We start from the raw sequence: 21,367 nt of genomic DNA, 5'->3' as shown, positions 1-21,367 counted from the left end.
GAGACAAAGTTGACAACTACCGATTGGGGTTTACTTATAGTGATGCTAGCGGCGCTAGCAACTTCCTGGATCAAAGACCGCGAACTCACAAAAAAAGCGCTTGTGATAGGGTATAAAAGCTTTATAAACGTGCTGCCATTTTTTGTGGTGGTTTTTGCGGCAATCGGCCTGTTTGAGGTGTTGATATCGCCGCAGACCATCCGCGACCTTCTCGGAGGATCGCGAGGAGTCCTGGCACCGGTTATTGCGGCGGTTCTGGGAAGCATTGCATCCGGGCCTCCTGCAGCCGTGTTTCCAATAGGGCGATATCTGCTTGATCAGCACGCATCGGTTACCGCAGTTGCCACACTTCTTACCGCGTGGGTTGCCGTAGGAACAGCGTCGCTTCCGGCTGAGATTGCCTATATGGGCAGGCGTTTTGCGTTGACGCGTTGGGCGGTAACGTTTGTCTTTTCGATCATAGTTGGGGTTATTATGGGGTGGCTGCTATGAAGTTTCTTGCGTGGGCAAAGAAAAACTGGCTTTTATGGGTTGTGGTAGCTGCTTATGCCCTGTTGGCAACGGTAAACCTTGACGACGCAAAAATGGCAGCTATTATCAGTGCGAAAACGTTTGCAAGCGTTGCGGTGACACTTATAACTGTCTTTGTTTTTGTCGGGCTTTTTCAGGTCTGGATGCGCGAAGAGTTTATCTTGAAACACCTCGGCAAAGAGGCCGGTTTCCGGGGGCTTTTCTTAGGTGCGGCCCTTGGCACTGCCATTCACGGTCCGCTGGTCGGGGTGTTCCCGCTGCTTAAAACGCTTCTTGACAAGGGTGCCCGCCTGGGGGTGGTCGTTGCAATAGTTTCGACCTGGGCGATCAAAGTGCCGATGATACCTCTTGAGCTTCGCTTCTTTGGCTGGAAATTTACGCTCGCGCGACAGCTTCTGCTCTTTGCTTCCGCATTCATAATGGCGCCGCTTATGGAGCGTCTAATTGGAGACGTATCCAGATTCAGAGGACTCAAGGGGGAAGAGCAATGAAGAAAATAATCTATCCAACCGACGGGTCGCCAACAGCTAAAGAGGCGCTTTGGATTGTAGCAGATCTTGCAAAAGAAGAGCGCTCAGAGGTTATCGTTGTGGGTGTTGTCCCAGTCATGGAGGTTGGGGGCGTTGAAAATGTAGAGATGGGTGACTTCGTCAAAGATGCGTTTCAAGGGTTTGTTTCAGATGCGGTCAGCCAGCTTAAAAAGGAGGGCATTCTTGCAAGGGGCGTTGTTAAGCGGGGGCACCCTCCTCAAGTCATATTGCAGGTTGCCTATGAAGAGGGTGCCGATATGATTGTTATGGGAACGCACGGGCGAACCGGCCTTGCCCGGGCAATTATCGGGAGTGTTGCCGACAGGATAGTACGCCATTCAAAGGTGCCGGTGGTTTTAGTACCGGCAAAGGAAGATTAATTTATTCCTAAACTTATTTCCTTGATTTAACTAATCTCTGGAAGTATAATTCGTTATATGGCGAAATATAGAGATGATATGAATAAGTTTATCGAAGTAACTAAAGCGATTGCGGATGAAAGCCGCGTTCGCATTTTGTTTATGCTTAATGGCCACGAACTCTGTGTCTGTCAGATCGTAGAGGTACTTGGGCTCGCACCCTCTACGGTTTCCAAGCACCTCTCAATTCTTCGCCATGCAGGCCTTATTGAGGGCCGGAAAGAGGGGCGCTGGATATATTACCGTATTTCAAATAGAAGCAGCGATATTGAAGCACAAAAGGCGTTAGCTTGGGTGCATGAGTCACTCGCTCGTGACAGCCAGACTCAGAAAGACCTAAGAAAGCTCAAAGCTGTTTTAAAGATAGATAAGGAGATGCTATGCAACCGGATAGTTCAAGAATAAAGGTACTCTTCTTATGTACTGGAAACTCAGCCAGAAGCCAGATGGCCGAAGGCTGGGCAAGGCACTTAAAGGGCGATAGTATCGAGCCCTATTCGGCTGGAATAGAAGCACACGGGTTAAACCCTTTAGCGGTTGAAGCCATGAATGAAGTCGGGGTTGATATTTCTAAGCAGCGCTCAAAGCTTGTGACTGAGCTTTTGTCTATTCCATTTGATTACGTCGTAACTGTCTGCAGTCATGCCGATGAGAACTGCCCCATATTTCCTGGCAAAACTAAAGTAATTCACTTTGGTTTTGACGATCCAGCAAAAGCCGAAGGCAGCCATGAGGAGAAGATGGCGGTCTTTCGCAGAGTGCGGGATGAGATAAGGGCATTTATCGAGGGCCTGCCAGATGCTTTAGAGAAAAATTACAGGTAAGGCACAAGAAGGAGGAGAAGTGAGCGAAAGCATTACGGGAAGATTATCATTTCTAGACCGGTATCTTACAGTATGGATATTCTTAGCGATGGGTTTAGGTGTTGGGTCTTTTTATATTGCACCGGGATTCGTCGACTTAATTACTAAGTTTCAGGTCGGAACAACATCAATCCCAATAGCTGTTGGCCTTATTCTTATGATGTATCCACCGCTTGCAAAGGTAAAATACGAAGAGCTTAGTGAGGTATTTAGGAATAGGAAGATTCTTGGGCTATCACTGATACAGAACTGGGTCGTTGGCCCAATTCTTATGTTTGCACTGGCAATTATTTTCCTTAGAGGATATCCGGAGTACATGGTCGGCCTTATCATGATTGGCCTTGCGCGGTGCATTGCCATGGTTATCGTCTGGAATGAGCTTGCAAAAGGCGATACCGAGTATGCAGCAGGCCTAGTCGCTTTTAACTCCATTTTCCAGGTTCTCTTTTACTCGGTCTACGCGTACATCTTTATTACGGTTTTGCCGCCGCTCTTCGGGCTTAAGGGTACGGTTGTAAACATTGGCATCGGTCAAATTGCTGAAAGCGTCTTTATCTACCTTGGTATCCCGTTTATTGCCGGAATGCTTACCCGCTTTACCTTGCTTAAGGCTAAGGGAAGAGCGTGGTATGAACAAAGCTTTATCCCAAGGATAAGCCCAATAACATTAATCGCACTTCTCTTTACTATTATTGTTATGTTTGCGCTTAAAGGTGAGTATATCGTTAAAATCCCGATGGATGTAGTGCGCGTTGCCATACCGCTTCTCATCTACTTTGTGCTGATGTTCTTAGTTTCGTTTTATATGGGCAAAAAGGTGGGTGCGGATTATTCAAAGACCGCAACGCTCTCTTTTACTGCTGCAAGCAACAACTTCGAGCTTGCTATTGCGGTTGCCGTTGCAGTCTTCGGGATTCAGTCCGGTGCAGCCTTTGCAGCCGTTATCGGACCATTGGTTGAGGTGCCGGTTCTTATAGGGCTAGTTAACGTGGCGCTATATTTCCAAAGAAAGTACTTTGTATCAGACGAAAGTTGTCCTGTAGGCATCCCAGGGGATATTTAGGAAAATACAGCACCTTGAGATTTCTTAAGTGTCGCGTGATGCTTTTAACCTATATATAAATTGTTGTTGATATGGTAACGATATGTGACATTTAAAATTGCATGCTGCTGTTTGGGCTGTTTCAGTTAGCCTTTGGACCGCTTGCTGATCGCTTTGGAAAACTAAGAGTAATTATGGGTACCATGTCCATGCCGGTTTCACTTGCCTTAATTGGTGATATGGTACCTCTTGAAAACCGCCAAATAGCCATTGGTATCTTTATGGGCATCTCGTTTCTGTGCTCGCAGGCACATGTGACTAGTTATTCAAGCAACCGAAAGTTTTTAGGCTAGCAGAAATCTCTTGATTGGAGGTTGGAGGGTTATGCGGTGATGCATGCCGTATGGCTGGCTCATGGTGAAATTTAAAGTGGCCACAGTCGAGGCATGACTGGATTTTGACATTAAGCAGGCTGGGAACTTCTACCCGCCACGTTTTACCGCATTTTTCGCAGGCTAGTTCTCTGATCATGAATAAACCTCCAATTTAAGCAGCTTTTTAGATGGTTGGCATTAGATAATCATGTGCAGACTAATCTAACAGGCTAATCTGCTTTTCTTGCCGAGAATCCGTAGTTCGGGAGAGAGTAAATAACTGCCAAAAAGTGCTTTTCCGAGCCGGGTTTAAGTTCGCTAGTTATGCTGACAGATAGAGCTGCTGTCCCAAAGGTTGCGGATCTTGGTATGCTAAGCGGCTTACTTAAAAGAAACTCTATGTCTCGCACAGATTTGGCATCGTAACCCGTTACATTTACCTTGCCGTTATTAAACTCGGCTACGGCGATTCCCAGTGCAGGTCTTCCCTTAAATCTATCAATTATAAACCTAAGCATTTCCCCTCCAATACTTACTTTAATCTACAAGCAACACTTTGTTGCTTCTATCCTTTGCCCTCCTATATTATTATCGGAATTAAGCCTTTAAAGCTTAATGCCCTTATAGGTATTAGGCTATACGCTGGCATTGCGGCATTGCGAGAGGCCGCCTAACAGAGTACGCAAGATTTATTTCACAAATGCACACCTTTAGTTCTACGCTCCATCACATTAGCTGGTAATTCTATTACCCAGTGCCTGTCACCAAAAAGGATCAAAAAGGATAATAGTTGTCAAACGGCTCCATATTTTGTAAGTTTAACAAGGGGATTTTTTAATCGTAGAGAGGTTTTAGGTTATGCAAGTTGAAATTAAGGTTGTGACCAGTGACTACGAGTTTGGGCTTGATTTGGTAGAGAGCCATAGGTTTCCGGAAAGACGTCCTGTAATCGTTCCGGGAGAGGCGGTTATCAGCAAACAAGAGGTATTTGCTAAAGATGACTCCTATTGGTCATCTGATGTTATTTTGCTTGGAGTAGATATCAATGAGGACACATCAATTGAAGAGTTTGCTAGCTGGTTTTATAGTAAGCTGAGTACTAGGGTGCCCAAAATAGAAACATTGTTAATTGCCGGAGAAAATGTACCGATTGACGAGGCCGAAATATTGAGTGCGCTGGAGGTTGCAGTCAGGCAATAGGGAAAGTAGGGCGAATCTTTGCGCAAAAGGCCACATAAGTGGCCATTATTGTTTTTACGGCGGCTACTGGGGAGTTTTAGGGAATAAAGTTATAAAGGTTCAGCCAGGAGAGTTATGATAAATTTTATTGCTTTTGATGTTGATGGTACGTTGAGAGTGCCCGGCAAGCCGTTTGAACTAGAGGTTGTTCAGATGATTCATCGGCTTGCAAGCAGTGGCGTTCACATATCGCTTGTTTCAGGCAAGGATGCCGTGTACCTGTTTGGCTTAGCCGAGGGCCTGGGTATTCCAAATCCTCTTGTGGCTGGCGAGAATGGAGCGGTTATATTTCGCCCTGAGGAGAAACTTGAAATCGTCTACCCTGTTGCCGATGAGACGCGAAGAGATCTTGAGTTTGTCAAGAATTACCTCTGGCATGAGTTTCGTGACAGCATTTGGTTTCCGCCAAACAGAGCAGGCGTTACTGCTTTTACCAAACCTGAACTTGCAGTCAAAGACGTCTACAAAAGTGCAAAAGATTTTGTGTCCGAATACAGGCTATCAAATCTATATGTGCTTCCCCACTGGGACGCAGTCGATATCATGCCTCGTGGGCTAGACAAAGGGGTTTTTATAGACTATCTAAAAAGTATCGGGTTTCGCTCGGAAGAAATAGTTGCAGTTGGTGATGCACTTAATGACATCCCGATGCTTAAGGCGGTAGGAGTCTCGATTACATTTAAAACCTCGCTTCCGGAGGTTAGAAATTCAGCCGATATCGTGGTTGGCGATATCTATGAGGCATTTAGCGTCATAGAGGATTTGGTTAAAGAAGGGAGAAGAGGTCGTTAGCTGCTTAACGACGTTTGGGTTAGCTGCTTAACGACGCTCGGATATTATTTGGTAAAGATTATAAAAACGGGAAATTAAAAAGAGACGCAAAGTATAAGGAGTGTTTACGATGGAAGATATACCGGAGAAATCCGAAGAAGCCACGCGGGTCGAACATGAAATATCTGAAGAGGCGAGAGAGGAACCTCAAGCAGGAGAGCGTGCGCAAGAGAAGCGAACCTATTATGAGGAGCGCGTCGTCCGGGGCGAGCAGCTCTGGAGTACGATTGAGGAATTACTGCGCGAGTCGACTGTTCGCCGTATAAGAGTAATAAACGGGGCAGGCCGTGTTGTTATCGATATCCCTGTCTGGGCTGCTGCTGTAGGTGGCGCTGCAGCTATCATTGCCCTTCCTATTCTATCGGCTATTGGTGTAATCGGAGGCTTACTTGCGGGGTTTAAGGTTGAAATTGAAAGAGAAGTAGGAGCTTAAGGAAGGTAAACCACCGATATCAAAAATGGAGCAGTAGCGGTGGCCTATAATCTTACCTTAACTTTATTAAACGGTTGATATGATTGTCCAACTAAGGGTATTATAAAAACCTAGCATATTTATGTCACAGTATCTTAACATGCCTTAATCCAAGCGTGCCTAAGGAGACGCCATGAAGCTTACCCAAATTGTAGCCCGGGATATTCCTGATGCCTGGTTTCAAGCGATCAATGCTGTCGTAAACGATGGCTTTGAATATGTGATTGATCGTGGCAGTTACAAGGGAACAAGAAGAAAAGAGCTTGACTTTGTTACTATTCAAATAACACATCCCGGTACCCGTCCCCTGGTTCCTGACATTCCTCCTGGTCTTGGGCTAACCCCTCCTGCTTCCGAGGAATATGTTCAGGACTACTTAAGATACCTGATAACATCAGAAAAACAAGAAAACGAGCAATATACATACGGCGAGTTTCTTGAGCGACAAATTTTTGAAGTTATAAGGATGTATAAAGAGGATGGTTTAGCTACAAATCAGGCATGTATGGCAGTGTGCGATCAAAATTCTATCTTCTTAGACGATCCACCTTGTTTGCGCCAGGTAGATACCCGTGTGCGCTATGGCAAGCTCCACTTCTATGTCTATTTTCGCTCCTGGGATCTCTGGGGAGGGTTTCCTGCAAACCTGGCTGGATTGCAGCTTATGAAAGAATTTATGGCAAGCGAGATAGGTGTTAAAGATGGCGAGATTATTGCGGTCTCGAAGGGATTACATCTTTATGAGTATGCGTGGCCGCTTGCAGATATTAGGGTAGGCAAGAAAAGCAAATAATGACACTGTTTCTAATGTCTTTTTAAGACAATGATTGCAACGTCATCGGTCAGATTGCCTTTTGCAAATTTCTCACTATCTCGCACAAGATCTACGATAATGTTTTGGGCATTTTTATTGTAATTTTTACAGACCGACTCTTTTGCTCTATCGGCTCCAAAAAAGTCGTGGTCTAGCCTTGCCTCAATTAATCCATCTGTATACAGGGCAAGTATATCCCCTTCAGCAAGCTTTTTCTCGACCTGGGTGTACTCGAAATCTGAAATCAGGCCGAACACTGGGTTGTTCGTTTCGATTAATTTGCAGGCTTTTTTATCTGCTGAAAAATGGATTGGATAAGGATGGCCTGCATTAGCCAGCTCGATTTTTCCTGTTTTCGGTTCGTAGAGAATATAACACAGGCTCACAAACAGGCCGCTTTTTAGCTGCATGGATACTACTTTGTTTGCCTGCGTCATAACATAAAAAGGGGCGGGGTTTCTATATATAAAAGAGCGTATGGCATACTTTACCATGGCTGTTGTGGCGGCGGCCTCTATGCCTTTACCGCTGACATCACCTATGACGATTACAACTCTTCCATCCGGTAGCTGAACAAAGTCATAGAAATCGCCGCCGACAAGCGATCCGCCAGCTTGCGTCGGCGCATAGTATGCGCCAATTTCAGTCCCTTCGACCTGAGGTACTTTTTCGGGTAGCAGGCTTTGCTGCAATGTTATGGCGACATATCTTTCGTGCTCTAGGGCTTTTCTGGTTTGCTCGTACAGGGCGGCATTTTTAATCGCAAACGCGACCTGGTCGCTAAGAATCTTTGCCCTATCCAGCTGAGTTTCACTGAAGAAGAAAGATCTTTCGTTGCTTGCAAATACAAGCACGCTTTTAACCTCGCCATCTACAATGATGGGTACTCCCATCAAGGTCTTCGATTTGAATTTCTTATTAACTTCGGCTTTGATTAGTGGACTGATTTCAACGTTATCGATAAGAACCGGCTTTCTGGTATGGTATATGTAGGTGGCTAGCGAAGGCTCATTAATCGGTAATGCTATTTTTAGAAACTCTTCGGCTTTTTCTCCATAAGCCATTTTGCCAATAAGCATTTCTTTGTTTGTATCTAACGCATAAAGGTAGGTTCCACTGCTTTTAAACAGCCTCGTGCCTTCTTTGCAAATAAGGTCGTAGACCTTATTTATATCAAGCGCAGAGCCGATTAGCGAAGTCAGCTGGCCCAGGGCTTGCCTGAAATCACCCTCTTCTTTCATCTCTTCGAACAACTGGGCATTATATATAGCGATTGCGGCCTGCCGTGCTACCGATTCAAGCAATCCCATATCGTACTCATTGAATTTTTTCTCCGGGATCAGGTGCATGACCATAAGGGTTCCCAGTAACCTGTTTTCGATTAGAAGCGGCGTTATAGCTGTGGCTCTTACGCTGGCCTCTCTAAACTCTTTCAGGGATTTTGGATAACTCTGATAATCCGGGATGGAGACCGAGTGTTTGGATTCCAGGACAAAGCCGGTAAGGCCTGCTCCTCTTGGTATCTCGAGGCCGGCAATGTTATCTGGCATATTATAAAGATAGCGGTACTTTAGACTACCCTTTCGTGCATCGTATAAACCAATCATCCCGGCATCGGCATTAAGAAGTTTGACCACGCTTTGGGTTATTCTGGGCAATAAAGTTTCAAGCTCCAGGCCGGATGTTATCTCAAGCGCTACCGTGTTTAGGATATGCATATCCTCAATTCGCTTGTTTAATTCGGCCTCAAACTTCTTTCTCATGGAAATATCTCGGCAGGTACACTGGACAACTTTGCGCCCGTTAATAGGAAAGAGGGTTCCATTTTTTTCAACGGGTATCCATGTGCCGTCCTTTTTCTTGAGGTGCATGTCGCTTACGCCTCTAATTTGACCTTCTTGCGCAAAAAGTTCTATTAGCTCAATCATGCGGTCGTGCTCTTCTTCAGGGTGAATATCAAATACAGTTATCTGTAGAAGCTCTTCGCGGGTATAGCCAAGCATATTACATACGTAATCGTTGGCGTCGAGGATCAAGCCGTCTTCAAAATCAAAGACGTATACGGCATCATTTGACTTATTAAAGTACTCTAGCCGCAGAATGTTGATTTGTTGTTCCGTTAACTGCGGCGACGGATTATTTATCAAATTGCTCCCTCCGAAATATCTTAAATATAATCCTTCGGTGGCGCAAATGCTAGGGCGAAGCAAGTGGTTCTGTCTGCAGCATTTGTTGTTAAAAAGGGCGGGTCTAATCTGGCGGTTTGCGGCTTTAGTATATGCTTATTTGTCCAAATAGTTTAAAATGGGGATGGTAGTATTTACCAACTTTAGCCTACGATTTAAGTCCTAATTTAGCATTACCGATAGCAAGAGTATGGATAATCTATCAGCTACGACCAGCTTGGTAGACTGGTCATCTATTAAAAAAATGTTGGAGCCTGGCACGCAAATCGATGTGCAGTTTGGTGATAGCGAGCTGCCGATAGCCTACGCTGTCATTATGGCGCTTGATTCCCCAATCATCTTTTGCCGTTCTATTGGTGCGGTTGATTTATCCGATATAGAGCAGGGCGCAACCCCAACGGTTTTCATCCCGACCGCCCGTGACCTTTGCTCTCTCAGGATGATTGTGAGACAACTAGCAGAAAATGGCGTTTATCTCGCGCTAAGCCCGGCCGAAAATGCGTCTTTTTTAAGGCGCAGGCGCTCGATTCGTATAAAAACCCCAGAGAATATAGGATATCGCGTCCAGTTTGATGGCAGGAGTAATATTTATAAAGGTGTTGCCGTCCAGGACATAAGCTTAGGCGGGATTGGCCTTTTAGTTTACGCTGCAAGCCCAATAGATGAGGGATCGCAAGCTAAGGTTGAGATAACCCTGCCTCGCACAGAAGAACAGGTTTCTGTAATAGGAGTAATTTCCCACTGCATATCTTATGGAAACCTACCGCGGATGTACCGCGTTGGAATACAATTTACGCGTGTAAGCCCACGCGATAAACAAATTATTGCCGTGTATATAGATCAATATCTTGACAAACCCCGCAGAGTAAAGAAGACCTAATGTTAAAATATTGTTAATCGGTTTTATTTAAGAACACGGTTACCGTCGCCATGGTGACCTCACTGCCGTCCTTTGGGCTGATGAAATAGAACAGTACGGTGCCTCGGCCGGCTGCGCTCGGCTGTCTGTATTTGATAGACTTTTTAAAGGGGCCGTTCATGAAATTTTCGGCCATGACTGGTATATCGGCCAGCCTGTTATTATTTCTATCAAGTATTCGCACATTTAAGCTTGCTTCAAAGACAGTTGCCGTGCCTTCAACCGTGACTGGGTTTGGTATCTCGGTATAAGCGCGGGGCGAATTTACTGTTATCGTATTTGTTCTTATTCTGGCTCCCTGTATGACGCTTTCATTTCTTGAGAAGGGTTGTTTGGATAGACCAACATGGCCCCACCAATCTTCGATTTGCCGCCCATCTATTGTGCCGCGGTCCCTTCCCTCAACAAGGAATTTTACTGTTTTAATGGTTGGAAACTGAGTCAGGGTGTCTACGATTTGTGCTATGCCTAATGCTTCACTCTCGGCGCCTACGTTAGCATTTAGCACTTCCCGGCTAAAGTCAATGGTTGCCAAACTATCCGTTATCTTTACCGACCGCACCTTTGTATCTCTTGGAATAACTGAGGTGAGACCAGCCTGTTTCGGTCCTTTTATCAGCTCTTCAAGCGATGCCCTTGCAATAGCGCTTGTTTTTGGGATTGTACGGCGCTCAGGAACCAGGAACATAACCCCATCGCGTACATTTATAAAGTAGAGGGTTATTGTAGTTGTTGCCTTTGTGGTAGTTGTTCCTTTTGTAGTGGTTGAAGTTGTACCCGGCTGGCTGGTTGTAGAAGTTGCTCTTGGTCTTGGGGCTTGGCGTGGACATCCGGCAAGTAAAGTCCCTATAATCGCCAAAGTGGCAAAAAGTGCGATCGATGCTGTGATTGGTTGTTTCATAATTACCGCCTCTCGTATCAGATTATAGATAGCTGCAATAAAAGTAGCAAATACCTTTATGATTTGTATATACCCAGGTTTTAGACTTGGCTTGGGTTAAATAATTCCAATGCATCCACCAAAGCTAAAAGCGTAGAGTCTTAGTCCGTCTGGAAGGTCTCTTAAGCGTAAAATACCGGAAGTAAAATCTTTTGCTTTAAAAAGATTGTACATGCGTGGCTTAACTACGGTTACACTGGAGTCCTGGACATCATTGCCCCTTGTATCATCACCTAAAGGGTGGTCGTTAAAATCAATGCCGAAACGGGTCGGCTCTGGGAGGCGGGAAGCTACTACAAGGTTTACCGAGACCGCGTTAAAGGGGATCACTAAGTAGTCTGCGCTATTTGACCCAATATGCTCAAGGTACTGGCGGTCAGCACGCCAGCGCCCCTGCAGATAAATACCAGGGCGTGTATAATTCCCTGGATCTTCGTAAAGTGCTTCCTCCATCGGTTTTAATCCACCAGGATTGTTTACATCTCCACGCGAGTACCCGCAGTAGGTCTCTGGGGTCGGTGTTTTGCAAACTCTGGGTTTTTCCTCGACAACTGGGATACCGGATAAGTCGAGTTCGGGGTTAATCCTCTGAAGGAAATTTCGTAATTCGGTCTCGGTATTGCGGTAATCGCCTTCGCCGATATGGTCGTAGACAATTTTTCTATTTAGGACCATATACTTGCGGGGCCAATATGCGTTAGCATAAGCATGCCAAATGCGAAAATGGTTATCCAAGACTACCGGATATTTTAATCCAAAGTAGTCGATAGCCCAGCGTACGTTCTCCGGATCGCGTTCGAAATCAAACTCTGGCGAGTGTACGCCGATTAAAGTAAAGCCTTTGTCGTGGTATTTCTCATGCCAACTCTCCAGGTATGGCAGCGTCCGGATGCAGTTAATTCAGGTATATGTCCAAAAATCAATCATGAACAGATGGTTTGGTTTATCAAGAATCGTAATGGGTTCAGAGTTGAGCCACAGGTCACCACCTGTTAGTTCCGGAGCCGATAATCCGATTGAGCGGCGGAAGATTTCCCGAAAACTCATACTGGCTATTTACCCTAATAGCCGAAGATAAGACAAAAATTTTAGAGATATTTTAAAAGATGCATCCTTGCCTCAATTTGAATTAACCATCCTGTTTAATGGGTAGAATAAGCAAAAAGGGAAAGGTTATTGTTTATGTCGCACATACATCTTCCGGATGGGGTAATACCGGTCTTTTGGTGGGTTATTGGATATATTATTACCGCGGCAATGCTGGCCTTTTCCTTTTACCGCACAGAGTCAATGGGTCTAAGACGCAAGATACCGCTTTTGGGGATTATGTCAGCCCTTATGCTAATCGGGCAATCAATACCGCTTGGTTTTATACCGTTTCATCTAAATCTTGCCATTCTGTCAGGAATTGTTCTGGGACCATGGCTAGGCTTTATCGCGGTGTTTATAACCAACTTATTTCTCGCTTTTCTTGGACATGGGGGCATAACAGTAGTTGGCCTAAATACTGTGATTGTGGGTACCGAGGCCATCCTGGGTTATTTATTATTTAACGCTTTCAGGAGAATTTTAGTGCCGCTTCCGTTTGCAGCGGCTACTGCCGTCATCCTGGCCTTGATTTTTTCAATAACTCTTATGGTTGGTGTAGTGTCGTTGTCAAACATAAATCCAGCTATGGTTCTTTCGGAGCGGCTTGAGGGCTTACGCCGCATACAAGCGCCTGAAGCTAGACCAAGTATATCTATACCAAGGTTTGTCATAATCATAGCACCGTTTGCTGTAATTGGTATCGCTATAGAATCAGTGGTTACAGGATTGATTATAAGATTCATTGAAAAGGTACGCCCTGAAATTATAGATTATTCGCGGGTAGCTGGAGGTGGTAGTTAGTGGATATATCCTTTATAGACAACCTGGCCTATAATACTGAGAGCATAATGCATCGCGCGTCGGCTCCAGCTAAGATTTTAATGGTTGGCTTAATCATAACAACTGTTGTCATAAGCGGGAGCCCCGTATCTCTGGCTGTGGCTTTAATCACGCTCGTAGTTGTAGTGCTTATATCACGCTTACCGGTTGCAAAAATACTATCGCTTGCTAGTTACGCTTTTTTCTTCAGTTTGATATTTGCTTTAAGCCAGGTAGGAGGAGGGATAACTGCACCGGTTGTTATTGTTCTTAAAGCAACGGTTGCGGCGTTATCATTGCTCCTGCTTATCACAACAACTCCATATCCGCAAATATTTGCTATTCTGCAAAAAGTATTGCCTTCTGTTTTAGTCGATGCCATGCTTGTTACTTACCGTTCATTTTTTGTTTTGATAGGGCAGATAAGCAGTCGGATAACCGTTATTCGAATACGAGCTGGCTATTCGCCGCTTAACATCGTGAAAAACTTAAGCGATACAGGCAGTATCATTGGACATGGCTTTATCCACGCTTGGGAGTTAAGCGAAAGCATGCAGGATGCGATGTTTGTGCGGGGGTATACAGGTAAGTTTCCCCTGAGCCTGCCACTGAGTTCTATAAGCTGGCACGATGCCTTTCCGCTCGCCATAGGATTGTTAATTTTACTTGTGGCGGTGGTTTAATGAACGAGAGGGATAAAATCCCACACGATCGCAAAGATATAGTAAGGGTGGGCTGTCTTGAGCACATATACCCGGACCAGACTGAAGTTAAAATCTGCGGGCTTGAGTTTATTGTTAGAGAGGGCGAGAAGGTGGCGGTGCTGGGGCCCAATGGGTCGGGAAAGACCACTCTTTTAAATCATATCATGGGCTTGCTCAGGCCAGTATCGGGGGAAATCAGTGTTTTTGGTGTCGATCCAAGTAAAGAGTTTGATCAAATCCGGCGGAACTTTGGGGTTGTCTTTCAGAACGTTGATGCCCAACTTATAGCTCCGACTGTATGGGATGATGTAACTTTCTCGCCGCGAAACTATGGCTATTCGCCAGCAGAAGTTGAACGGCTTGGAAATGAGATACTTACACGGATAGGCATTTTAGACCTTAAGAGTAAAATAACCCATTATTTAAGTGGGGGAGAGAAGAAAAAAGTAGCCTTAGCTGGCGCGATGATTACCCATGCTAAACTTCTTGTTTTGGATGAGCCTTTTGAGGGGCTGGATCCAAGGTCAAGAGATGATATAGTGGGTTTGCTAAATGAGTTTAACCGCGACTATGGTACTGCTATAGTATTTACGACGCATGACGTAAACCTTGTGCCCAGAATTGCAGACCGCGTTTATGTTATGGCGCAAGGGAATATTACACTCTCGGGCAAGCCAAAAGATATATTTGAGCAGGTTGATTACCTAAAATCAATCAACCTGGAGCCGCCTTTGATAGCGGAAATGGTTATGGAGCTCAAAAGGCAAGGCATCGAAATAGCTTTTACAAATGACATTGGCGGGCTGGTAAGCAATATCTTAGAGCTTATTGGAAGGGCAGCTTAGGCCTGAGGACCTAAGCTGCTTCCTGACCAACTACCTTAAGGATCCTCTCCGGTTTAATTTCGATTTGCTCAATTTGCGAGGCCGGCCAAACCCGTATAATGTTTTGATCGCTTATCCAAACACTTACAAAGCCATCCATAGGTTTGTTGTAATCTACATCGTGCTCATCAACTGTTACCGTGCTTCCGTCAACTAATTTAAAAGTAATTTTTGACATTTTTATCACCCAAACAAAGATTTACTGGGAGTCAGTAGCCTTCACTTATCTATTCCTTTCTCTTAATAATTCAATCTTGTTTTCTGCTTTTGATTTAAAATTTTCAGGACGCAGCTAAATTAGCTCCCTGGTTGCTAGAAAAATATGTTTTACGCATGGCAGTTTTCGGAAACTATAAAACCGGAGTTTTTTACTTTGTTTACTTTGCGCCAATTTGGTTTTATTGGGGTGATTCTTCATTGCTTGAGAAACAAGTAAGCGACTTGAAGGTAAGGCGTGTGCTTGTCAACAATATCAACGCTGTTATAGTACAAGGTGAGTGCGATATCTGCTCGGCCCAGCTTCTCAAAGACATGTTGGCTGACGTGATCAATGAAGGGCATAACAAGCTAATAGTGGATGTTAAAGGTCTGCAATGCATCGACAACAGCGGACTTGCGGCGATTCTCTGGGCCAGACACAAAATTGAAGAGAACGGCGGGAAGATGGTTGTCGTAGGTTTAGGCAGTATTTTCAGGCGTAAAGTGAGCCCGATAAATAACCTGTTTAACGTTGCCTTTTCGATCAGGGAGGCCCTCTGGAATTTAAGTGATAAGAGTTTGGGCTTTAAATAGGGCAGGCAAGGCAATCTTTCCATTAACCGAATAAAAGTTGCATGGGTGAATAGTGGTGACTGCAAGTGCGGACCCAGCTCGTCAGGCGAACCCTTTAAAACAAGACTTCCCCGTATCAGCCGGAAGACTTGCGTAAGACTTAAATACCTACTAAAGTGGCGGCACCGCAAAATTCCGCATGGTTGGATAACTATCAAAACTGGGTTATACTTAGTGTTAGTTCCAAACAGCCGGTAGGTTATTTCTGCTTTACATTAGGAAAAATGGCACATGTTGGAAACCTACTATATATAATATAACCAAAAACAGGTTGGCTCAAGCGATTACAAAAGATGAATTGGATGAGGTGAAGTTATGGTGAAAAAAATCATAATATTTGCGGCTATTGTCATAATAATCATAGTTGGATTGACGTTTGGTAGGGACAAGGCTATTGACTACTATAAGAAACAAACAACGAATGCCGTGAAAAAGGGCAATTATCAGTTGGCTGTTGATAACTATAGCAAAGTCGTAAATATTTTATTCAGCCGAAGCTCATCCGATTATTCGACTATTGCAATGCTATATTACAACAACGGCAATACTGAAAAGGCAATTGAAAACTTAAATAAGGCCATAAAAATTGATAATAAGAACTCAGAAGCTCATAAAGGACTTGGGATAATAAAGCAGGACGATGGTGATCTAAAGGGCTCAATCAAAGAACTTACCCTTGCCCTCAAGAGCAATCCGAAAGATATAGAGTCTCTTCTTGCACGCTCGCGAGCCTATAGGCTCCTTGGAGAGAAAGACAAGGCAATATCTGATTTAAAGCAGGTTCAAAAAATAGATCCTAAGAACCCGGCGGCGGCAAACGCTTTACAATACCTTGAGTAAAACTAAAGCAATAGTATAACGCTACTTTACAAACCCCCGCATTTTTATTAAATATTGCATAGGCGGCTATTGTTCAGTGGCTGCTTGTTTGCTTTTTATTGGTTTGTTAATCGGTGATTTATCTAAAGAGTATAGCGATTGCTTATTTATACCCTATAGGGTATAATCTTATAAAGATTAAGCTATTAAGGCTATGGCAAGGATCGCACGGTGTGTGGATGTGATTCTGTCTGTTATTAATCGCATAGCTTTGGAGAAAAATATTGAGAAGGTTAGTGAAATATAGCACTCGAGGAGGGGCATATGATTTTTACCGATGAGCAGAGAAGAGAAATTAATGAGTTGCTTAGTAGCAACCTGGAACAACCGGTCACCGTTGTTTTCTTTACTCAGGATGAACCAAGCATTGAACTGCCGGTAAAGGTAGAAGTAACGCCGTGTGAGTATTGCAAAGAAACCGAAGAGATGCTGCGGGAGCTGACCGGTCTCTCAGACAAGCTAAACATAGAGGTTTACGACTTTATTAAGGATAAGGATAAAGTTGGGCAGTATAGCATTGATGGGGTGCCGGCGCTGGCTTTAATTGGGGACAGGGATTATGGCATCAGGTATTATGGCATTCCGTCAGGTTATGAATTCTCGGCTCTCCTAGACGGGCTTATAAACGTTTCGAAACGCAAGACAAAGCTCAGCGAGGATACAAAAAGAAAGCTTGCAGAAATACAGCAGCCGGTTCGAATGCGGGTTTTTGTAACCCCAACATGACCGTATTGTCCAAGAGCGGTCAGTTTGGCCTACCAGATGGCTATGGAGAACGACAAAATTAAAGTAGATGCGGTTGAGGCAACAGAGTTTCCTGACTTATCAACGCGCTATTCTGTCATGGCAGTGCCAAAGACGGTTATTAACGAGAGAGCTTCAGTTGAGGGTGCTGTTCCCGAGACCGCGCTGGTTGAGGAATTAAGACAAGCAGTGGGCTTGTAACGGTACTGCCAGGTTTGATCTGGTTACCAGCGTGGATAAGTGCGGATTTCCATTAATCTTGTTCCGAACAAAAACTGCGGGTATAAAAATATATAACATAAATTAGATGGGCCGGTAATACCGGCCCATCTAATTTGGGTGTGGGAAGATGATCTTACTACAAATTACTCAAACCTACATCCGGAAAGGAGTCAAAGATGCAGGCTGCAATTAATCCGGAAGGCCCGGTACATGATATTACACCTTTGATACCTGAGGGCATGCGGGAAGGAATACCGATATATGTCGATGCCATAAGAGCTTTGAATCAATTCAAAGTGCCGTTTGTGGTAGTTGGCGGCATTGCAATGCTTGAATATGGGCGAACGCGTATAACCAAAGATATCGATTTTTTGGTCTATAAGCAGGATGCACTAAGGTTACTAGACTTGCTGCCTCTGCTGGGTTATAAAACCCAAAGAACCGACGATAATTGGGTTTACCATGCATTTAAGGGCGGGCAAATCATAGATATATTATTTGCTCTAGGTAAAGGGTTCTTAGGGGATCCAGAAGGTGTGGTGTTAACAGACGAAATCCTAGCAAGGGGTAGACCGGCAAGTCTTGACGGGGCGGTCTTCTTGGTGGCTTCGCCTGAAGATATCATTCACTCAAAACTTTTGGTTTCATGGAAGGCGACCAGGCAGGAGGATTTTCAAGACGTGCTCTTGATGATTCGGAATACTAAGAAATTGGATTGGGATTACCTGTTCGGCAAGATCTCAAGATATCCAGAAAGGGCGCTTGCTCTACTTAGTTATGCGGTTTCATGTCAAATAACGGAGGATAAGATGCCTATAGAGATAAAAAGTGAAATCGAAGATTTAAGCAGGCTACTTTTTAGGCGTATGGGCATTGCTGCTTGAAGATAGGGAATAAAATAACGACTTTAAGGTATCGGTGGGCGAGTTGCCTATTTTAATCTTCTTTACCGGTCGCTTATGGAAATAGGCTGTAAGGAGCGAGAGGTTTTCAATCTGCTCAGCGCTGATTTGATACGGTTGGGTCTTATCTTTACCTATAAAATATATTTTTGTTATCTTTCGCAGCAGCTTAGCGGTATATTTCTCGTTATTCTTTAAATCGATACATGATTTCAGTTGTCCGTTTGCAATAAGATAAACCCTCGGCATACCTTTAATTTCCTCAATTAATATAAAATCAAGATTGGCTCTTGCATCCCTAATGCCCTCAAGAAGCTTAGCAATTCTATCTAGACTGTTTAAGGACCTGTTGATAAGCGCGGCCTTCTCGAAGCGTAGATTGCCTGCCGCTATGTCTCTTCTTCTTATTAACTCATTGCGCAGTTTATCGGGTCGCCCATCGAAGGCATCCATAACGGCCACCAATCGTTCTTTATAATCTTCTTTTGTGATCATTCCGGCACAGGGAGCCGTGCATCTATTTGCCTGGTAATAAAAACAAGGGGACATTTTTTTGCCCGGCTTTATTTTGTAATCGCACTGTTTAAGGCCGTACAGGTCTTTAGCTACTTCAAGCAGAAGCTCCAGGTCAGTTGTGTTTGAAAAGGGTCCGTAGTAGAACCCACTGGGAGCGACTTTACGTACAATCTTAGGCGTTGGGAAGTCGTCTTCGTAATCTATGCGTACAAATGGGTGTCTCCTGTACCGCTTGCCAAGCACGTTATATTCGGGCTTTAGTTTTTTGATAAGTTTGCTTTCAAGAAGTAGCGCACCTATTTCCGTTCCTGTTTTGATATGGTCTATCTTCTCTACGTCTGATAGCAGGGATAGCTGACGCTCTGTTTTTGACCCTGCGTAAAAGTAGCTTCTTACCCTCTTGTTTATATCTTTTGATTTGCCCACGTAGATAATGTTTCCATATCTATTTTTCATGAGGTAAACTCCGCTTGATTTAGGGAGGTTTTTTGCCAGGCTTATCTTGTGTTCGAAATCATGTCGCTTTTTGGGATAGAAGAAATCCAATGCTTTATCAAGCGTATCCAATCCCTCACTTTTCATTATTTCAAGTAGGTGAGAGAAGACTTCTGCAGTAGCCAGAGCATCCGGGAGGGCGCGATGATTTGGCCTATAGGGAACGTTGAAGTGTTCAGCTAAATTTGCAAGACGGTAGAAACCAAGAAGCGGGCGCAGCTTCTGTGCGATCAGCTTGGTATCAAAAAAACGATTTCTGAAGGATTTTAGACCGGCTTTTCTTGCCGCTCTATTTAAAAAAGAGATATCAAACGACGCGTTGTGGAAAACCAGGGTTGAGTCCCCTACAAAATTGACAAATGCAGGGAGTATGCTATCGATGTCTGGTGCATTATAGATCATATCGTTGGTTATACCGGTAAGTTTGGTAATCGTGGGCGGTATTAGCCGGTTCGGGTTGATAAGTTGCTCAAAAGTCACGGAGGGAGATCTGCCGTTCATCTTAACGGCACCTATTTCGATAATTTGCTCTGAGCGATGATCAAGTCCAGTTGTTTCTAAATCGATTACCACATATGTTGCTTTGTCTATTGGTGTCTGTTCTGCGGTCATACAATGATAATAGCATTGTAATCTTAAAGCACGCGATACATTCTTGGCTCTAGCTTCTTTACTGTGGGGCTATCGTCATGCGAGGAAACATTGCTGCCATCGTCTTTGTGCAATATCTCCTCAATCAAGTTACCCAGTTCTTCAGGAAGCTCTATTGCCTTATGCCCGAAGTTTTTGGCGAAGAATTCCTTATGCATGATTTGGATAGATTTAAGCATGTAGCCGCGCTTAAACTCATCGTTCATGTTCAGCACCTGCCTTGCCTTTTTCATGTAGAAGATTTTGAAGCAGTTAACTATCTTCAGCCAAAGCGTGTCTATATCCATGTTAAGCGGCTTTACAATCGGGTGCACAAAATGATATCTGCTGTAGTCTAAATCGACTATGTGTTCGCTCAACTGTTCATAGAGCCTTGTATAAGGCCAGGGGGTAATCAGCAAGAAGTGCGCAAAGTCGGGATTAATTTTGAGGGACTGGGTCAGCGTTAAATCGATTGACTCCTCTGTTTCACCTAAATCGCCTAAGATAAAGGAACATTCAGAAATTATTCCCGCCTCATTTAGCAAGCGTATCGCCTCTTTCGTTTGCTCGACGGTAAGGCCCTTATCGTAATAATTTAAAATTTGTTGTTTAACGGTTTCCACCCCGACATATACATGAACAAAGCCCGCTGATCTATATTTCCAGAGGATATCTTTATCCCTTAGAATATCGTCGGCTCTAGTCTCCATACTGAAATGGATGTCTAGATTTTTTTCCAAGAGCAGGTCGAGTATTTTTTCCCACCTCGTGCGGTTGTAAGTGGTATACTCATCAGCCAGCATAAACATACCTATACCGTAGGTTCTATGCAGATATTCGACTTCTCTAACGAAGTGCTCCGGGCTTCTTTCTCTATACATACCCTTCCAAAATAGGTGCTGTGAACAGAACCTGCACTTATACGGACATCCTCTTGAAGAACCGATAAGTCCTAATCTCCTGCCGGTGACTTTATAAGAGTAATCTTCCCAGTCGATCAAGTCCCAAGCTGGAATAAGTGTATCAAGGTCATCAATGAGTTCCCTCCCACCTGTTGCTATGATGCGTCCATTATCCCGGTAAGCTATCCCAGCTACGCCTAGCAAACGTAGGTTCTCATTAAGTGCGTTGAGTAGCTCAACGATGGTTATTTCGCCCTCTCCACGGACGATAAAATCTACGAAGTTGTTGCGCTCAAGAATCTCCTCAAAGAGAAAACTTGCATGAATGCCACCCAAAACCGTAAGTATAGATGCGTCTATACTTTTTACTAGCCTTAGCGTATCGATAGCGGTGTTTACACTAGAGGTAAAAGCTCCTATGAGAACCGCATCTGGTTTAGCGGTGATTATCTTTTGCTTAACATCGGCCAGGGTGTGGTCTTTGGCCATGGCGTCGTAGATTTCAACATCAAAACCGGCTTGCCGTAAGTGGCCCGCCAAATAGACGAGACTCAGAGGTGGCCATTTGCCGGTGATCTCAATTATTC

Annotated in this window: 26 protein-coding genes and 1 pseudogene; 20 read left to right on the top strand and 7 right to left on the bottom strand. The window is 44.3% G+C overall.

Annotated features, from left to right (window positions below):
• The first annotated feature begins 9 nt into the window (after positions 1–9).
• The 7 genes and pseudogenes from K6T91_10020 (at position 10) to K6T91_09990 (ending at position 3,684) form a co-directional block, all read left to right on the top strand.
• Positions 10–492, top strand: a complete 483-nt coding sequence (locus tag K6T91_10020; GenBank protein MCL6473124.1) for a permease — start codon at positions 10–12, stop codon at positions 490–492.
• A complete protein-coding gene (locus K6T91_10015; protein ID MCL6473123.1) occupies positions 489–1,022 on the top strand; it encodes a permease in 534 nt (177 codons plus the stop codon). Before K6T91_10020 ends, K6T91_10015 begins: the two co-directional genes overlap by 4 nt.
• Positions 1,019–1,441 (top strand): universal stress protein, encoded by a 423-nt coding sequence (locus K6T91_10010; GenBank protein ID MCL6473122.1) that lies wholly within the window; start codon positions 1,019–1,021, stop codon positions 1,439–1,441. Before K6T91_10015 ends, K6T91_10010 begins: the two co-directional genes overlap by 4 nt.
• Positions 1,442–1,519: 78 nt before the next feature.
• Positions 1,520–1,885, top strand: a complete 366-nt coding sequence (locus K6T91_10005) for a metalloregulator ArsR/SmtB family transcription factor (protein MCL6473121.1) — start codon at positions 1,520–1,522, stop codon at positions 1,883–1,885.
• Entirely contained in the window at positions 1,861–2,304 is a 444-nt protein-coding gene (locus K6T91_10000) for an arsenate reductase ArsC (GenBank protein MCL6473120.1), read from the top strand. The genes K6T91_10005 and K6T91_10000 overlap by 25 nt, the downstream gene beginning before the upstream one ends.
• A 19-nt stretch (positions 2,305–2,323) precedes the next feature.
• The gene (gene arsB / locus K6T91_09995) at positions 2,324–3,406 is read left to right on the top strand and encodes an ACR3 family arsenite efflux transporter (GenBank protein MCL6473119.1); all 1,083 of its coding nucleotides are present in this window, start codon (positions 2,324–2,326) and stop codon (positions 3,404–3,406) included.
• Between the two features lie 101 nt (positions 3,407–3,507).
• Positions 3,508–3,684, top strand: a pseudogene (locus K6T91_09990) (MFS transporter).
• Between the two features lie 305 nt (positions 3,685–3,989).
• Here K6T91_09990 and K6T91_09985 read toward each other — a convergent pair.
• A complete protein-coding gene (locus tag K6T91_09985; GenBank protein ID MCL6473118.1) occupies positions 3,990–4,277 on the bottom strand; it encodes a hypothetical protein in 288 nt (95 codons plus the stop codon).
• A gap of 340 nt (positions 4,278–4,617) precedes the next feature.
• Here K6T91_09985 and K6T91_09980 point away from each other — a divergent pair, with 340 nt between their 5' ends.
• The 4 genes from K6T91_09980 to K6T91_09965 all read left to right on the top strand — a co-directional run bounded on the left by K6T91_09980 (position 4,618) and on the right by K6T91_09965 (position 7,094).
• Positions 4,618–4,959 carry a hypothetical protein gene (locus K6T91_09980; protein ID MCL6473117.1) on the top strand — a complete coding sequence of 114 codons (342 nt, stop codon included), beginning with the start codon at positions 4,618–4,620 and terminating at the stop codon, positions 4,957–4,959.
• Between the two features lie 114 nt (positions 4,960–5,073).
• Positions 5,074–5,790: a Cof-type HAD-IIB family hydrolase gene (locus tag K6T91_09975; GenBank protein ID MCL6473116.1), complete on the top strand. Its 717-nt coding sequence runs from the start codon at positions 5,074–5,076 to the stop codon at positions 5,788–5,790.
• 109 nt (positions 5,791–5,899) lie between these two features.
• Complete coding sequence (locus tag K6T91_09970; protein ID MCL6473115.1) at positions 5,900–6,262, top strand: DUF4342 domain-containing protein; 363 nt, start codon at positions 5,900–5,902, stop codon at positions 6,260–6,262.
• Positions 6,263–6,434: 172 nt separating this feature from the next.
• The gene (locus K6T91_09965; GenBank protein ID MCL6473114.1) at positions 6,435–7,094 is read left to right on the top strand and encodes a thymidylate synthase; all 660 of its coding nucleotides are present in this window, start codon (positions 6,435–6,437) and stop codon (positions 7,092–7,094) included.
• Positions 7,095–7,105: 11 nt separating this feature from the next.
• On the opposite strand, the gene K6T91_09960 is transcribed toward K6T91_09965, so the two are convergent.
• Entirely contained in the window at positions 7,106–9,262 is a 2,157-nt protein-coding gene (locus tag K6T91_09960) for a SpoIIE family protein phosphatase (protein MCL6473113.1), read from the bottom strand.
• 229 nt (positions 9,263–9,491) lie between these two features.
• Here K6T91_09960 and K6T91_09955 point away from each other — a divergent pair, with 229 nt between their 5' ends.
• Complete coding sequence (locus K6T91_09955; GenBank protein ID MCL6473112.1) at positions 9,492–10,181, top strand: PilZ domain-containing protein; 690 nt, start codon at positions 9,492–9,494, stop codon at positions 10,179–10,181.
• A gap of 13 nt (positions 10,182–10,194) precedes the next feature.
• On the opposite strand, the gene K6T91_09950 is transcribed toward K6T91_09955, so the two are convergent.
• Positions 10,195–11,121, bottom strand: a complete 927-nt coding sequence (locus K6T91_09950) for a GerMN domain-containing protein (protein ID MCL6473111.1) — start codon at positions 11,119–11,121, stop codon at positions 10,195–10,197.
• A 96-nt stretch (positions 11,122–11,217) separates the two neighbouring features.
• Positions 11,218–11,835, bottom strand: a complete 618-nt coding sequence (locus K6T91_09945) for a hypothetical protein (GenBank protein MCL6473110.1) — start codon at positions 11,833–11,835, stop codon at positions 11,218–11,220.
• A gap of 507 nt (positions 11,836–12,342) precedes the next feature.
• Here K6T91_09945 and K6T91_09940 point away from each other — a divergent pair.
• From K6T91_09940 to K6T91_09930, 3 genes are read left to right on the top strand one after another with little or no spacing between them, the layout of a single operon-like run.
• Positions 12,343–13,050 carry an energy-coupling factor ABC transporter permease gene (locus K6T91_09940; protein MCL6473109.1) on the top strand — a complete coding sequence of 236 codons (708 nt, stop codon included), beginning with the start codon at positions 12,343–12,345 and terminating at the stop codon, positions 13,048–13,050.
• Positions 13,050–13,751 (top strand): CbiQ family ECF transporter T component, encoded by a 702-nt coding sequence (locus K6T91_09935; GenBank protein ID MCL6473108.1) that lies wholly within the window; start codon positions 13,050–13,052, stop codon positions 13,749–13,751. The genes K6T91_09940 and K6T91_09935 overlap by 1 nt, the downstream gene beginning before the upstream one ends.
• Complete coding sequence (locus tag K6T91_09930) at positions 13,751–14,617, top strand: ATP-binding cassette domain-containing protein (GenBank protein MCL6473107.1); 867 nt, start codon at positions 13,751–13,753, stop codon at positions 14,615–14,617. Before K6T91_09935 ends, K6T91_09930 begins: the two co-directional genes overlap by 1 nt.
• 10 nt (positions 14,618–14,627) lie before the next feature.
• Here the strand turns inward: K6T91_09930 and K6T91_09925 are convergent, their stop codons facing one another.
• Positions 14,628–14,834 carry a hypothetical protein gene (locus K6T91_09925; GenBank protein MCL6473106.1) on the bottom strand — a complete coding sequence of 69 codons (207 nt, stop codon included), beginning with the start codon at positions 14,832–14,834 and terminating at the stop codon, positions 14,628–14,630.
• 239 nt (positions 14,835–15,073) lie between these two features.
• Between K6T91_09925 and K6T91_09920 the strand changes: the two genes are divergently transcribed.
• The 5 genes from K6T91_09920 to K6T91_09900 all read left to right on the top strand — a co-directional run bounded on the left by K6T91_09920 (position 15,074) and on the right by K6T91_09900 (position 18,216).
• On the top strand, positions 15,074–15,448 hold the full coding sequence (locus K6T91_09920; protein ID MCL6473105.1) for an STAS domain-containing protein: 375 nt from the start codon (positions 15,074–15,076) through the stop codon (positions 15,446–15,448).
• A 354-nt stretch (positions 15,449–15,802) separates the two neighbouring features.
• The gene (locus K6T91_09915) at positions 15,803–16,327 is read left to right on the top strand and encodes a tetratricopeptide repeat protein (protein ID MCL6473104.1); all 525 of its coding nucleotides are present in this window, start codon (positions 15,803–15,805) and stop codon (positions 16,325–16,327) included.
• Positions 16,328–16,630: 303 nt separating this feature from the next.
• Complete coding sequence (locus K6T91_09910; GenBank protein ID MCL6473103.1) at positions 16,631–17,092, top strand: thioredoxin family protein; 462 nt, start codon at positions 16,631–16,633, stop codon at positions 17,090–17,092.
• Positions 17,093–17,116: 24 nt separating this feature from the next.
• Positions 17,117–17,311, top strand: coding sequence for a thioredoxin family protein (locus K6T91_09905; protein MCL6473102.1), 195 nt, complete (start codon positions 17,117–17,119; stop codon positions 17,309–17,311).
• Positions 17,312–17,508: 197 nt separating this feature from the next.
• Complete coding sequence (locus K6T91_09900; protein MCL6473101.1) at positions 17,509–18,216, top strand: nucleotidyltransferase family protein; 708 nt, start codon at positions 17,509–17,511, stop codon at positions 18,214–18,216.
• On the opposite strand, the gene K6T91_09895 is transcribed toward K6T91_09900, so the two are convergent.
• Together K6T91_09895 and K6T91_09890 are read right to left on the bottom strand one after the other, a co-directional pair.
• Positions 18,184–19,857: a 3'-5' exoribonuclease gene (locus K6T91_09895; GenBank protein MCL6473100.1), complete on the bottom strand. Its 1,674-nt coding sequence runs from the start codon at positions 19,855–19,857 to the stop codon at positions 18,184–18,186. The genes K6T91_09900 and K6T91_09895 overlap by 33 nt on opposite strands.
• Before the next feature lie 23 nt (positions 19,858–19,880).
• The coding region (locus K6T91_09890; GenBank protein MCL6473099.1) for a B12-binding domain-containing radical SAM protein at positions 19,881–21,367 on the bottom strand (1,487 nt) is incomplete at its 5' end.

The sequence above is a fragment of the Bacillota bacterium genome, from assembly GCA_023511485.1.
Classification (GTDB): Bacteria; Actinomycetota; Aquicultoria; order Aquicultorales; family Aquicultoraceae; genus CADDYS01.
Note: the sequence above shows the minus strand (reverse complement) of the source record. Positions and strands in the feature narration are given on the sequence as shown.